The following is a 14082-nucleotide window of genomic DNA, read 5'->3' on the forward strand; positions in this document are numbered from 1 at the left end:
GCCTGCACCACCTCGACGCCGGCGCGGCTGGCGAGCATGGCCATCATCGTCGGATTGTGGCGGCCACCGCCGCTGACCACCAATTTTCTGGGCCGGCTTGGCAACAGGTCGAGCGCCTTGCCGACAGCGCCGGCCGTGAAGGCGGTGAGCAGGGCCGCGCCATCCTCGGCGTCGAGGCCATCGGCCATGGCGGCGCCGAAATCGAAACGGTCCAGCGATTTGGGATAGGGCTTGCTGAGGTAAGGATGCTGCAGCAGCTTGGCGAGCCGGGCCTCGTCGACCGTTCCCGCGCGGCCAAGCGCGCCATCGCGGTCCATGTCGCCGAGCCCCTTCGATTTGATGAAATCGTTGAGCGGCGCATTGGCCGGCCCGGTGTCGAAGGCGACGACATTGTCGGCGCCGTCCCACCAGGTGACATTGGCGACGCCGCCGAGATTGAGCACGGCCACTTCGCCGCTGGCGCCGGCGCTGCGCATCAGCGCCGTGTGATAGGCGGCGGCCAGAGGGGCGCCTTGCCCGCCCGCGCGCATGTCGGCCGAGCGGAAATCATAGGCGACCTTGGTGCCCAACAGGGAATGCATCAGCTCGCCGTCACCCAATTGCCGCGTCTGGCCGAGCCGTCCCACCTGCGGCGCGCGATGCAGCACCGTCTGGCCGTGAAAGCCGACGACGCCGATGTCGGCCATGGTCATGCCATAGCTCTCGACCAAGTCCCTGACCGCTGCGGACTGGGCACGCGTCAGCGCTTCCTCGGCCTCGCGGAAGATCGCCGGTTCCGGCCCGACAAAATTCCAGGCTCTTGCCGCAGTCAGCGTCTCCTCCAGCAGCGAACGGATCGATTGGGGATAGGGCATCAGCCGGTAGGTGCCGAAATCGTCGATGCGCTCGCCATCGGTCTTGATCAGCGCGACGTCGATATTGCCGTCAAGCACGGTGCCGGTCATCAGGCCGACGGCCCAGATTGGTTCCATCATCTAGCTCCTAAAGTCCATTGACGAAGTCGCCGACCGCTTGCCGAAGCAGGACGATTCCACTGTCGAAATGACGTGTCGGATGGATCCGGTTGGTCAGCAAGGTCCAGGCCTTGCCTTTGTCGAAATCGATCCACAACCCCGTGCCGGTAAAGCCGGTGTGGCCGATCGTTCCCGGGCTGCACAAGGCCCCGCCGGACCAACCCTCATGGGAGCGCTCCCAGCCATGGGTGCGGGTAGCGGACAAGGGCGTGCGCATCAGCGCGACCGAATTCTTGGAAGCACCGGACAGCAGCCCTTGCGCGAAATCAAGCACCGAAGCCGCCGTACCGAAGAGCCCGGCATGACCGGCGCCTTGCAGCGCCGAGCAATTGTCGTCGTGAACCTCACCAGAGAGCACGCGACGACGCCAGGTGCAGTCCTCGGTCGCCGCGGCGGCATCCGGATCGGTGGACCAGGCAAATCCGGTGCAGGGATCCATGTCGCGGATGCTCTTTCCCGACAGCCGCTCCAGCGCAAAGCCGAGGAGGATGAAATTGATGTCGGAATAGACGGGCTCACGGGCTCGCCATTCGCGCTGCAGGATGAAGGCACGCAGCAATTCGGGATCGCGCCCGTAAGTGTAGATCGGTTCGACAGCCGGAAACGGCGTCTGATGGCCGAGGCACTGGCGAAACGTCACCTTCCGCTCCCACGCCGATTGATCGTACTGGCGAAGATCGGGCAGCACCGAGATCAGCGGCGCGTCGAGATCGATGACGCCGGTTTCCGCCAGCGCCAGGATGCGCGGCGTGGTGAATATGACTTTGGTCAGCGATGCCAGGTCGAACCAGGTTTCGACCGTCATTGGACGCTGCTTGGGCACGAGTTGCGCCGAGCCGATAGCCCTGACGATGCGATGGCCATTGCTGTCGACAATGCCGAGCACGCCGCCGGGAATCCGCTTGGCACCCATTGCGGCTTCCAACGGTGCGAAGGCGCGGTCGAAGAGCTGTTGAAGATCGGTCGAAAGAACTGACGTCACGCCTCAACCCTCGCTCGATGGTCCGGGCCGAACTGCTCCCATCGCGCCGGCGCCGGCTCGAAACCCTGCGGGCGCACGAGCGAGGGCACCTGGCGTGTGTCGATCTCGAAATGCTCGCGCCGCCGGTCGATGGTCGGAACCGCTGCGATCAGTTTCTTCGTATAGGAGTGCCTCGGCTTCGACAGCACCGAGGCCGCGTCGCCGATCTCGACGATCTGGCCGGCATAGATGACAGCAATGCGGTGCGCGATCCGCTCGACAACCGCCATGTCGTGCGAGATGAAGAGATAGGCCAGACCGAACTCGCGCTGCAATTCGACCAGCAACTCCAGCACCTTGGCCTGCACCGAGACGTCCAGTGCCGATACCGCCTCATCGAGAACGACCACGGACGGATTGAGCATCAGCGCGCGGGCAATGCACAGCCTCTGCCGCTGGCCGCCCGAGAATTCATGCGGATAGCGCTCCAGGCTATTTCGGGGCAAGCCGACCCGTTCCAGCAGGCTCGCCATTCTGGCGCGTGTCTCGGTGTCCACACGACCACCGTTCGCGATCACCGGTTCGGCCAGGATGCTTTCGATGGCCAGCCTCGGATTGAGCGAGGCATAGGGGTTCTGGAAGACCATCTGCACGGGCTTGGCGCTGTGCTCGGCAGAAGTCTTTCGAGTGCCGAGCGAGAAGTTGCCGCGCGTCGAGCGCACCAGCCCCAGCACCGCCTTCGCGGTGGTCGATTTGCCGGAACCGCTTTCGCCGACGATGGCCAGCGTCTCGCCCGGCATCAGGTCGAAGTCGACGCCATCGACGGCATGCACGGCGCCGGTGGCGCGGCTGAAGAAATTGCTCTTGAGGGGAAACCGCACCACCAGGCCGTCGACCTTCAAGGCCGGCTCCGTGTTTTCACTCTTGTCTCGCTGGCCGTCCGCGCGGGTCACGCTTCCATTGGCGAAATGCGGCACGTCCTGCAGCAGATGCTGGGTATAGGGATGCCGCGCCCTGTCGAGGATCTGATTCAACTCGCCTTGCTCCACGGCCTGCCCGTTCTGCATCACCATCACTTTGTCGGCGATGCCGGCAACCAGGCCGATGTCGTGGGTGATGAAGATGACAGACATGCCTGTTTCGCGCTTCAACTCGGCCAGCAACGCCCTGCACGGTGACGTCGAGCGCGGTGGTCGGCTCGTCGGCGATCAGCAGGCGTGGGTTGCAGGCGAGCGCAATGGCGATCATCACCCTTTGCAGCATGCCGCCCGACAGCTGGTTTGGCGTGTATTTGAGCCGCCTCGCGGCATCGGGAATGCGCACGCGGTCGAGCGCATCCTTGGCCGCCGCCGTGGCTTGCCGGCCGGTCAGGCCGCGGTGCAGGCGAAACGATTCCTCGATCTGCGTGCCGATGGTCAGCACCGGATTGAGCGAGGTCATCGGCTCCTGGAAGATCATGCCGATCTCGGCGCCGCGAATGCCGGTCAGCTGCGGTTCGGGGGCAGTTATCAGGTCGAGGAGACTGCCGTCGGCCCGCTTCAGCGTCATCGCGCCGCCGGTGATGCGGCCGCCACCGAAATCGATCAGCCGGTTGATTGACAGCGCGGTGACGGATTTGCCGGAGCCGCTTTCGCCGACGATTGCAAGTGTTTCACCATCGGCAAGGTCGAAGCTGACGCCGCGCACCACCTCATTGGCATGCGGATCGCGGCCGAAGCCGACGTGCAGATCGCGGACCGACAGCAGCGGCGTCATGCCGGCACCCTCCGCATCCTGGGGTCGAGGATGTCGCGCAAGGCATCACCCAGCAGGTTGAAGCCGAGGATGCTGATCATTATGGTCAGTCCCGGAAAGATCATCAGCCAGGGCGCGGTCTCCATCAGATTGCGGCTGTCGCTCAGCATCAGGCCAAGCGAGGCGGCTGGCGGCTGTGTGCCCAGCCCAAGGAAGCTCAACCCGGCTTCCGTGAGCAGCGCCCAGGCCAGCGCCAGCGTCACCTGCACCGTCAGCGGCGCCACCAGATTGAGCAGCAGGTGCCGCGTGACGATGTAGCTGGAACTGCTTCCAAAAGTGCGTGCGGCGTCGACGAATTCGCGTGCCTTGAGCGACAGGGCAGGGCCGCGCACCACGCGCGTGAAGATCGGCGTGTAGACGATGCCGATGGCGACGACGCTGGTCCATGTGCCTGGCCCGGCGACGGTCACGATGAGCAGCGCCAGAAGGATTGCCGGGAATGCCAGCAGCACATCCATGATGCGCATCACCACGCCGTCCCAGCGGCGTCCGAGCCAGGCTGCGGCCAGCCCGAGCACAGTGCCGGCAAGGGTCGCGAAGGCCACCGAGAAGAAGGCGACCGTGAAGGATTGCCCGATGCCGGCCATCAGCCGGCTGGCGACGTCGCGGCCGAACAAATCGGTGCCCATCCAGTAGGCGCCATTGGGGGCGTGCAGCCGGTCGATACGGAACTGCGTGATCGGGTTGTGTGGGGTCAGCCCGAGCAGGCCGAGAACCGCGATCACTAGATAGACGCCGACGATGACGCCGCCGATGCGGCCGCTGCCATGGCCGAAGATGGCGCGCAGGATGCGCATCAGGACTCTCCCAGCCTGATGCGCGGATCGAGCGCGACATAGGCGAGGTCGACCAGGAGATTGACGATCATGAAGTTGAAGGCGATGAACAGCACCGCGCCCTGCACCAGCGCGTAATCGCGCTGCAGGATGGCGTCGAGCACCATGCGTCCGAGGCCGGGCAAGGCATAGATCTGCTCGACGATGACGGCGCCGCCCAGGAGATAGCCGAATTCGATGCCGCTCAGCGTCACCACCGGGATCAGCGCATTCGGCAAGGCATGGCGCCAGATGACGCTGCGCGCCGAAGCGCCCTTGCTGCGCGCGGTGCGCACATAGTCGTCGCTCAAAACGTCGAGCATGGCCGAGCGTGATATGCGCGTGACCGACGCGGCGAAGGCAAAGCCCAACGTGATGGCTGGCAGGATCAACTGGCTGAGATTGCGCAAGGGATCCTGCCAGAGCGGCGCGAATTCACCCATCGCCGGCAGCACACCGAAGCCGGCCGACAGCGTGTAGATGATCAACAGGCCAAGCACGAAGCTCGGCGTTGACTGGCCGATCATGGCGACGATGCGCACCCCGAGATCCGACCGTTTTTCGTTGTGCGTGGCGGCATAGATTCCGGCCGGCATGCCGACGGCAAGCGCGATGACCATCGACAGCAGAGCCAATTCCAGCGTCAGCGGGAAGCGTTCGAGGATGACGTCGAGCACCGGCCTACCATAGGTGACCGAGACGCCGAAATTGCCCTGCAGGATCCCGCCGATCCAACGCCAGTACTGGACGAACCAGGGCTGGTCGATGCCGAAATATGCGGCGAGCGAATCCCGTTGTGCCGGCGTCAGCAGGCCGGCTTCGGTGCCCAGCATCGCCGTGATCGAATCGCCGGGCACCATCCGGATCGCCACGAAGACCAGGATGGACACGCCAAGCAGGACGAGAGGAAACGTCGCCAGTCGTCGCATCAGATAGTTCACGCGAAGAAGTCCTCTCGCCCAATGCCTGCGGCTACTGCTGGATGGTAACCTTGCTCAGGCTGAACAGCGTGCCCGTCGGCGTCGGCACGAAGCCGGCGATGTTCTTCTGCTGGGCGGTATAGCTGTAGGAGGTGTAGAGCCAGATCCACGGCGACATCTCCGCGAGGTGCTTCTCGAAGTCGGCGAAGATCGCCTTTCGTTTGGCCGGATCGGTCTCGGCGCGGCCCTGCTGCATCTGGCTGTCCAGCGTGTCGTCGATATAGTTCGCCACCTTCTGCAGATTGCCTGCCTTGGTCCAGTAGCGGTTGTACATGGTGTAGGGGTCGGCGCGGCCGCCATTGAGCGCGATCGCCATGTCGAAATCGCCCTTCAGCCAGGCGTCGACATAGACGTTGAGCTCCATCATCTTGATGTCGAGCTTGACGCCGATTTCAGCCAGCTGCGACTGGATGACCTGGGCTTCCGCCGCCGCCGTCGGCGGCTCGCCGGTGGCGCCGATCACGGTCGCCGAAAAGCCGTCGGCAAAGCCGGCCTCCGCCATCAGCTTCTTGGCCTTTTCGACATCGCGCTTGTAGCAGAACAGCTGGGTCGGATCGGTGGCGAGCGCCGGGATGGTCAGCGGTCCGGTCACCTTGCCTTCGCCGAGCGAAGCCGTGTCCAGCACCTCCTGCCGGTCGATGGCGCAGGAGATGGCTTGGCGCACCTTGAGCTCGGTCATCGGCTTGCGCGACGGGTTGAGCTGCAGCACGTGATAGGCAAGCACCGGTACGCGATTCAGCTGCAGGCTCGCCTCTTTCGGCACCAGCGTGGCGACCAGTGGATCGTTGAGCAGGGCGAAATCGATCTGCTTGGTGCGCATGGCGGCGAGGATCGCCGCTTCGTCCGGCAGCACGCTGATCTCGATGCCGTCGACGCCGGTGGCGCCGCCGGCCCAGTCCTTGTTGGCCTTCAAGACTTCCTTGGCGTTGGGGTCCCACTTGTCGAGCTTGAACGGGCCCGAGCCGACCGCCTTGGTGCCGATCGAGCCAGCCTTGATTTCACTGGCTGGGACGATGGCCGCGTTGACGTCGCTCATCGCCGTCAGGATCGGCACGTCGGGCTGCGACAGATGGAATACGACGGTGGCGGCGTCCGGCGTGTCGATGCCGGCGATCGACAGGAAATTGGCGCGGGCCGCCGCGCCCGTCTTCTCGTCGAGAATGCGCTCGAACGAGGCCTTGACGTCGGCTGAGGTGACGGCCGTGCCGTCCTGGAATTTCGCCTTGGAATCGAGCTTGAAGGTCAGCTCCTTGCCGTCCTTGGAGAACTCCCAGGATGTGGCGATGGCGGGGATGATCTGCAGGCTGGCATCGACGCGCACCAGCGGCTCATAGATCAGTTCCAGCAGCCGCAGCGACGAAAAGGCCGTCTGCTTGTGCGGGTCAAGTCCCGTGGCGTCCTGCGACCAGGCCATATGCAGCGTTGCCGCCTGCGCTGAAACCACAGCCACGCCGAGCATCGCGGCAACCGTGATGCCCGACAGGAGTGTCCTTGTGAGATGCCTTGCCATTTTTGTCTCCCATTATGATTTTGAACTTGATGCCTTGCAGTTTCTACGGACCGCTTCCAAGGCACACATGCTTTGGAGTATCGGCCCAGTCTATGCGGCTTGACGCCGTCTTGTCTAAAGCGGCTCCTTGCCGTCTTGTCTCGTGCGGCTTCATGCCGTCCTGTCGCTGATCGCCTTTCGCAGGAAACCTCCGGCCTTTCCGAGCGCCGCGCGCGCTTCCTCGACATCGAAGCCTGTGATCGCCACCAGGATCGCCAGCTTCACATCATTGCCGGCCTGGGCGAGAACCCGTTTGGCACGCTGCGCCGTGCAGCCGCTGGTCTGCATGATGATCCTGATGGCTCTCGCGACCAGCTTCTTGTTGGACGGGTTGAGGTCGACCATCAGATTCTCATAGCTCTTGCCGATGCGGATCATCGAGGCCGTTGTCAGCATGTTGAGCACCAGCTTCTGCGCCGTTCCCGACTTCAGCCGGGTCGATCCGGTAAGAACCTCAGGGCCGACGACCGGCGAGATGGCGATGTCGGCGATGCCGGCAATGGTCGATGCCGGATTGCAGGACAGGGCAACCGTGGTCGCGCCGACCTGCTTCGCATAGTTCAGCCCGCCGATGACGTAGGGGGTGCGCCCGCTGACGGCGATGCCCACCACGACGTCGTCCGGTGTCAGCCTGATCTCCTGCAATGCCCGCGCACCCATTTTCGGGTCATCCTCGGCACCTTCCGTCGATCGCACCAGGGCGTCCGGGCCGCCGGCGATCAGGCCGATCACCATGTCTTCGGGCACGCCGAAAGTGGGTGGGCATTCGGAAGCATCGAGGACGCCGAGGCGGCCGCTGGTGCCCGCGCCGACATAGATCAGGCGCGCGCCTTTCTGGAATGCAAGCACGATCCGGTCGACCGCGGCGGCGATTGCCGGCAGCACCTTTTCGACAGCCGCCGGGACAATCCTGTCCTCGTCATTGATCTTGCGCAGCACATCGATGGTCGGCAGCAGGTCGATATCCATCGTCCGCGGATTGCGGCCTTCGGAAACCAGCAGGTCCAGCTCAGACATCAAACCTTGCTCGGTCATTCCAGTGCTTTCAAAGATTCTGCTGCCGGCGTCCGGCATGGCTCAACCGGCACCAGGGCACACGGACGTGATCCGTCATCGAAGTTCTTCGTTGTTAACTTTCTAGAATTGGATATTCTCATCGTCAACAGGAGATCGGAATATTTTATTCCTATCTCTTCGCTAGGCCCACAAGAGGCGGGGCGATCTCTTGGCAAGGATGATCGCGCCGGACACGGCGTCGCCGTCGGCGGGCTTCAGGCGGCGCCGAACATCGGGCGAAAGCCAGGGTTCGAGAGGGCTGGCGAGGCCGCCCAGCAAGGTCACGCGCGGCGCGCCTTTTTCGAACAGCACCCGCACCAACGTGTCGATCTGCCCTGCCGCACTTTGCACGATACGCCGCCCGGCGGGATCGCCCTGGTCGGCATGGCGCATGACCATCGGCGCCAGAGCAGCGTAATCCGTGGCGCTGGCGCGATCCATCCAGGCGACCGCCGCCATCGGGTCACCCTCGAAACGTTGCATCACCTCCGCCAACAGCGCCGTCCGCTCGTGCCGGCCGTCATGACCGCGCAACGCCAGTTGCACGGCTTTCAGCCCAAGATGGGCGCCGCTGCCTTCGTCGGAGATCGGAAAACCGTAGCCGCCGACGCGCAGGTCGCGTCCCTCGACAAAGCCGAGGCCGATCGAACCGGTGCCGGCGATGACGATGGCGCCGTCCTGACCGGAATGCGCGCCCAGGCAGGCGCCGACGCCGTCGCTGACGAAATCGATGCTGGCAAACGGGTGCGCGATTGCCCGCAACGTCTCCAGCGCGCCCTTGCGGCCGATACCGGCAAGCCCGATGCCAGCGTGAATCCCAGCGATCTCGGTTGGTCCAAAGCCAGCCTCCTCGATCGCCGTGGCAAAGGCCTTGGCAATGGAGGCCCAGGCCGTGTCGATGCCGAGTCGCGTCGTCGCTGGACCGGACAGGCCTTGTCCCAGCACGTTGCCTTCCGCATCTTCGACACGGGCCCGGCAGCCGGTTCCGCCGCCATCGACGCCGAGGAAATAGCACGGGCTGCTCATGCGCTCAGCCGCTCGATGTCGGCGCCGCAGAGACGCAGCTTGCGGTCCAACTGCTCATAGCCGCGATCGAGATGATAGACGCGGTTGATGATCGTCTGGCCTTCGCTGACCAATGCCGCCAGCACCAGTGACACAGAAGCGCGCAGGTCGGTGGCCATCACCTGCGCGCCATGCAGCTTCTCGCCGCCGCGCACCAGCGCCATGGTGCCTTGCAGCTTGATGTTGGCGCCAAGCCGCATCAGTTCGGGCACATGCATGAAGCGGTTCTCGAAGATGGTTTCGCGCAGCAGCGACGCGCCCTCGGCGCAGCACATGAGCGCCATGAACTGCGCCTGCAGATCGGTCGGAAACCCCGGATAGGGTTCCGTTGTGAGATCGGCGGCCCTGAGCGGGCGGTCGCGCGAGACGATGAGCCCGCGATCGCCAGGCCAGACGCTGACGCCGGTGGCCTCCAGCAATTGCACCACCGAGGCCATGTGCTCGAGCCGGGCGTGGGTGAGCTCAAGCTGGCCGCCGGTGATCGCCGCGGCGATGGCATAGGTGCCGGCCTCGATGCGGTCCGGAATGATGTCGTGCCGGGCCGCGTGCCAACCGGTGTCGCCGGCGATCAGGATGCGGTGCGTGCCGGCGCCCTCGATGCGCGCCCCCATGGCGTTGAGACAAGCGGCGAGATCGGCCACTTCCGGTTCGCGCGCTGCGTTGAGGATTTCGGTTTCGCCCTTGGCCGTGGTCGCCGCCATCATGGCGGTTTCCGTTGCTCCGACGGACGGCGAACTGAGCACGACGCGCGTGCCGGTCAGCCCGTTCGGCGCCGAGGCGACGATCAGGCCATTCTCGATGGCGATCTTCGCACCGAGCGCCGCGAGCGCCGCGACATGCATGTCGACCGGTCGCGCGCCGATCGCGCAGCCGCCCGGCAGCGATACCCGGGCATGACCGAAACGCGCGAGCAGTGGCGCCAGAACCAGCACCGTCGCGCGCATTTTCCGCACTGTGTCATAGGACGTCTCCTTGGAAACGGCCGCACTCGTATCGATTGTCGCGGCATGCGGCGATGGCGTCACCTCGGCGCCGTGAAGCCGCACCACGCCCAGCATGTTTTCGACATCGGTCACATCAGGCAGGTTGGTCAGTTCGAGCGGGTAGGGGCTGAGCAGGGCGGCCGCGATCTGCGGTAAGGCAGCGTTCTTGGCGCCGGAAATGGTGACCGCGCCTTCCAGTCTTTGGCCGCCGACGATCCGCAATCTGTCCATGGCTGAACCCTTTGGTGACGAAAGCCCGGCCGGCGGTCCGGTCTCTCCAGGAGAGCCATTCGATTGCCGAACCTGGCCGATTCAAGAATTAATTCTGCGTTCTTGGCTGTCAATCGAAATTGGAATATTTTATTCCTCCGAGCATCGAAGCGCTCAGAGGGGTCCATGTCCGTTCTCAAGAAGATCAATGCGAAGCTCGACGGCATGGCGCCCGGCGACCGCGAGATCGGCCAGTACATCGTCGACAATCCCGAGCAGATGCTGCGCCTGTCGACGGCAGCGCTGGCTGCCGAGATCGGCCGCAGTCAGTCGAGTGTCGTCAAGTTTAGCCAGAAGCTCGGCTATGCCAGCTACCAGGAGCTCAAGCTCGCGGTCAGCGAGGCGAAGGCACAGGACTGGCAGGTGCCGGCCGGCGTCATCCACGGCTCCATTGAGGTTGGCGACACCTATCCGGTCATCCTCAAGAAACTGATCGGCAGTAAGCTTCTGTCGATGCAGCAGACCGCCGCCGCCAACAGCGAGCGCATCATCTCCCGGACGCTGGAGCTGCTTGATGGCGCCCGCCGCATCCATCTGGTCGGCGTCGGCGCCTCCTCGCTGGTGGCGCGCGATTTCTCCTACAAGCTGATGAAGCTAGGCCGCAACGTGCTGCATGACAGCGATAGCCACATCCAGATGGCCAATGCCGCGACGCTCGGGCCTGGCGACGTGTTGTTCGCGCTCTCCTATTCCGGCGCCAGCATCGAAACCTTGCGCATCGCCGAACTCGCCGCCAGGCGCGGCACGACGGTGATCGCCGTCACCGGCCTGCACGACAATCCGCTGAGCCGGGTCGCCGACATCCGCCTCTACACCATCGCCGACGAGGAGCGCGCGCGCTCTTCCTCAATCACCGCGCGCGACGCGCAACTGACGCTGACCGATCTGTTGTTCATCCTTTTGCTGCAGAAGCAGCCGGACGCCAACGACTACGTCCACAACAGCGAGGCGGCGGTCTCGGTGCTGAAGGCCGAGCGGTCCTCGTAGGGCCTCAGACACTTTCGAGATAGGTCTCGATCTCGAAATCGCTGACGTTGAGAGCAAACGTATTCAACTCCTGGCGTTTGCAGGCGACGAAGGAGTCGCGCAGGATCGCCGGGAAAATCTCCGCCACATGTGTCCCGCTTTCGAAGGTGGCGATCGCCGAGGCCCAGTCCGGCGGCAGCTTGGCTGGTGCCGCGCCTTGTCCTTCGCTCCCGGTCGGCTCGCCCGGCGACATCTCCCTTTCGATGCCGATCAGGGCCGCGCCCAATATGGCGGCAAGCACCAGATAAGGATTGGCGTCCGCTCCCGACACGCGATGCTCGATGCGGCGGGCCCCGGTCGGGCCGCCGGGAATGCGGATCGCGACCATGCGGTTCTCGTAGCCCCAGGCGACCGCCGTCGGCGCATAGGAACGTGGGCGGAGCCTGCGGTAGGAATTGAAGTGCGGTGCGAACACCAGCGTGCTCTCGGCCATCGCCGCCAGCAGCCCGCCGACCGCGTGACGCATGGTTTCCGAGCCCTGATCGGTGCCGTCGTCGAACACATTGCGCCCTTCGCCGTCGACCAGGCTGAAATGCACGTGAAAGCCGTTGCCGGCGCGGTCGCCATAGGGTTTGGCCATGAAGCAGGCGGCAAAGCCGTGCTTGCGGGCAATGCCCTTCACCGTGCGCTTGAACAGCACCGCGTCGTCGGCCGCCCGCAGCGCGTCGGCGACATGGTTCAGATTGATCTCGAACTGGCCGACGCCATTTTCGGCAATCGCCGTGTCGACCGGAATGCCTTGCGCCCGGCATGCTTCGTAGACGTCGTGGATGAAGGCTTCGAAGTCGTCGATCTCGTCGATCGACAGTGCCGCGTCGGAATCGAGGCGCCGCCCGGTGACAGGCGAGACAGGACCGACCGGCCGCTGCGATTGCGGATCGACCAGATAGAATTCAAGTTCCGTCGCCGCGACCGGGGTCAGGCCAAGCGCCTTGTAGCGGTCTAGGATACGGGCCAGTGCACGCCGGGGATCGCCGAGATACGGCGCGCCGCTTTCATCGGCGAGCCAGAGCGGGACAAGCGCGGTCGGATGCGCCGTCCAGTCCACCGGCAAGATGCCGCGTCCCGTCCATTGGCAGAGGCCATCGGCATCGCCGGTCGAGAAAACCAGACTGTTGCCTTCGATGTCCTCGCCCCAGATGTCGAGCCCGATCAGCGAATAGGGCATGCGCAGCTTGCCTTCCAGCGCCTTGCGGGCCTGCTCCACGGGTATGCGTTTTCCCCGCATGACGCCGTTGAGGTCGCACACCGCCGCCCTCAGGCTCTGTATGTCGCTTCTGCTTTCAAGCCAGCTCAGAACGTCCGCAATTGCATCGCTCAATTTAAACCCCTGGTTTTCGAAGGTGCCCAACCCCTACCGGCTGCGCGATCCCTGGCAAAAAAATGCTTGTGAGTTTCTGGAAAGCCTATCCAGCCACTGCCGGATATTTTTCCTTATCTTTTCAAGTCACTAGCTGGGATGTCGGGAGGCATTCCAAAAACCAATTTCGCGATCTGCGATCGCAACATAGAGGCAAGAAGGCGGAAAGCCAAGGGGCATTCGGGTAGTGGGTCAGTTTGAAATTGGCGAGAGCAGAAGCTGCGCAAGCTGACCATCGATAGGAAAGTGGATCTGCGGCGTGGACAGCGTGTGGATTACCTCTTTCGTCCGCTCGTCCGCGAACTCAATGTCATCTCGCATTTCAACAAGTTCTGCCCATTCCTCCACGTCCTTCGCGCCAAGGTTCCCGGCCAGAAAGCGCAAGAGAACGCTTCGAATGTGATTGTAGGTCAGTCTGACCAGCGGTTTTGGATAATCCCAGGGAAGCGGCGCTAGGAGCGTTTCAAGCTCGGCAACCGGCCGATCCAACTCAACCAGTGAGTGGATGATAGAACGCCGTTCTTCCTCTCGCATGCTTACGCCTTATGCTTCCCGCCTCTTGTACGACCCGCGAACCATCGGTTTTTCGGCTTCCTTCGCTTCGATCAACGCCACGATGTCACCAATCTCCCAAAGCTTCCCAGTCACGCCAGCGGCCATCGCCGGGGTCATGCGCAAGGTCGCATGGATGCGAACAAAATTGTAGTACATGAAGTGCAGCGCGACCGCGTTGGCGTGACCCTCCACCTTTTTGGAAAAGCCATTGGTCAGGCGAGTAAAGTGGCGCATGTGCATCCGCATGGTTAGGTTCTGGCGTTCCGCAAATGACGTGCTGACATGCTTAGGATCGGGGTTCCCCTCGACATTGGTCTTGCGTGAGCCGACATAGCCAGCGGGGCTGTAGCGACCCTTGGCGCTGTCAGGCGGAGCCCCGTAGAGCTTGATCAGCATAGCGTAGTCGATGTCGCCGCCGAATGCGCCTTCGACAGCCTCTAGATAAGCCCTGTGGCCATCACTGGTAAGCTGCACTCGATTGGCGAGGCGGCGCGAAAGATCGTCCATGAAGCCCATCGCGTATTCGCTGTCACGCCCGCCGACCAGCCACGACACGACAAGCTTGGTGTCGGCATCAATTGCCGTCCATGTCCATGTGTCGCCAGCGCCTTCCGGAGCGGCCTTGGCGGTCGCGACGTTCTTCTGCTTGGCCCAC

At 63.8% G+C, this 14082-nt stretch carries 11 protein-coding genes and 2 pseudogenes; 1 reads left to right on the plus strand and 12 read right to left on the minus strand.

The window, feature by feature from the left end:
* The 9 genes and pseudogenes from C1D09_RS22415 to murA form a co-directional block, all read right to left on the minus strand.
* Positions 1-971: anhydro-N-acetylmuramic acid kinase (locus tag C1D09_RS22415; protein ID WP_143976341.1), on the minus strand; the 971-nt coding region annotated here is incomplete at its 3' end.
* 10 nt (positions 972-981) lie between these two features.
* Positions 982-1926 carry a serine hydrolase domain-containing protein gene (locus C1D09_RS22420; RefSeq protein ID WP_246135834.1) on the minus strand — a complete coding sequence of 315 codons (945 nt, stop codon included), beginning with the start codon at positions 1924-1926 and terminating at the stop codon, positions 982-984.
* 65 nt (positions 1927-1991) lie between these two features.
* Positions 1992-3729 (minus strand): annotated as a pseudogene (locus C1D09_RS34405) (ABC transporter ATP-binding protein).
* Positions 3726-4565 (minus strand): ABC transporter permease, encoded by an 840-nt coding sequence (locus C1D09_RS22430; RefSeq protein ID WP_143976343.1) that lies wholly within the window; start codon positions 4563-4565, stop codon positions 3726-3728. Before C1D09_RS22430 ends, C1D09_RS34405 begins: the two are co-directional and overlap by 4 nt.
* Complete coding sequence (locus C1D09_RS22435) at positions 4565-5524, minus strand: ABC transporter permease (RefSeq protein WP_143976344.1); 960 nt, start codon at positions 5522-5524, stop codon at positions 4565-4567. The genes C1D09_RS22430 and C1D09_RS22435 overlap by 1 nt, the downstream gene beginning before the upstream one ends.
* A 31-nt stretch (positions 5525-5555) precedes the next feature.
* Positions 5556-7073, minus strand: a complete 1518-nt coding sequence (locus tag C1D09_RS22440; protein WP_143976345.1) for an ABC transporter substrate-binding protein — start codon at positions 7071-7073, stop codon at positions 5556-5558.
* A 150-nt stretch (positions 7074-7223) separates the two neighbouring features.
* Positions 7224-8147 carry an N-acetylmuramic acid 6-phosphate etherase gene (murQ, locus tag C1D09_RS22445; RefSeq protein WP_143976346.1) on the minus strand — a complete coding sequence of 308 codons (924 nt, stop codon included), beginning with the start codon at positions 8145-8147 and terminating at the stop codon, positions 7224-7226.
* 162 nt (positions 8148-8309) lie between these two features.
* Positions 8310-9194, minus strand: a complete 885-nt coding sequence (locus tag C1D09_RS22450) for a glucosamine kinase nucleotide-binding domain-containing protein (RefSeq protein ID WP_143976347.1) — start codon at positions 9192-9194, stop codon at positions 8310-8312.
* Positions 9191-10447, minus strand: a complete 1257-nt coding sequence (murA, locus tag C1D09_RS22455) for a UDP-N-acetylglucosamine 1-carboxyvinyltransferase (protein ID WP_143976348.1) — start codon at positions 10445-10447, stop codon at positions 9191-9193. The genes C1D09_RS22450 and murA overlap by 4 nt, the downstream gene beginning before the upstream one ends.
* 165 nt (positions 10448-10612) lie before the next feature.
* Between murA and C1D09_RS22460 the strand changes: the two genes are divergently transcribed.
* Positions 10613-11473 carry a MurR/RpiR family transcriptional regulator gene (locus C1D09_RS22460; protein ID WP_143976349.1) on the plus strand — a complete coding sequence of 287 codons (861 nt, stop codon included), beginning with the start codon at positions 10613-10615 and terminating at the stop codon, positions 11471-11473.
* 4 nt (positions 11474-11477) lie between these two features.
* On the opposite strand, the gene C1D09_RS22465 is transcribed toward C1D09_RS22460, so the two are convergent.
* From C1D09_RS22465 to C1D09_RS22475, 3 genes and pseudogenes are all read right to left on the minus strand, one after another.
* Complete coding sequence (locus tag C1D09_RS22465; RefSeq protein WP_143976350.1) at positions 11478-12833, minus strand: glutamine synthetase family protein; 1356 nt, start codon at positions 12831-12833, stop codon at positions 11478-11480.
* A gap of 231 nt (positions 12834-13064) precedes the next feature.
* Positions 13065-13406, minus strand: coding sequence for a hypothetical protein (locus tag C1D09_RS22470; protein WP_143976351.1), 342 nt, complete (start codon positions 13404-13406; stop codon positions 13065-13067).
* A gap of 9 nt (positions 13407-13415) precedes the next feature.
* A pseudogene (locus tag C1D09_RS22475) lies at positions 13416-14081 on the minus strand (IS1 family transposase); the annotation flags it as partial.
* Position 14082 lies beyond the last annotated feature (1 nt).

Origin of the sequence: Mesorhizobium intechi (genome assembly GCF_002879535.1) — a bacterium.
In the GTDB taxonomy this organism is placed as follows: Bacteria; Pseudomonadota; Alphaproteobacteria; order Rhizobiales; family Rhizobiaceae; genus Mesorhizobium; species Mesorhizobium intechi.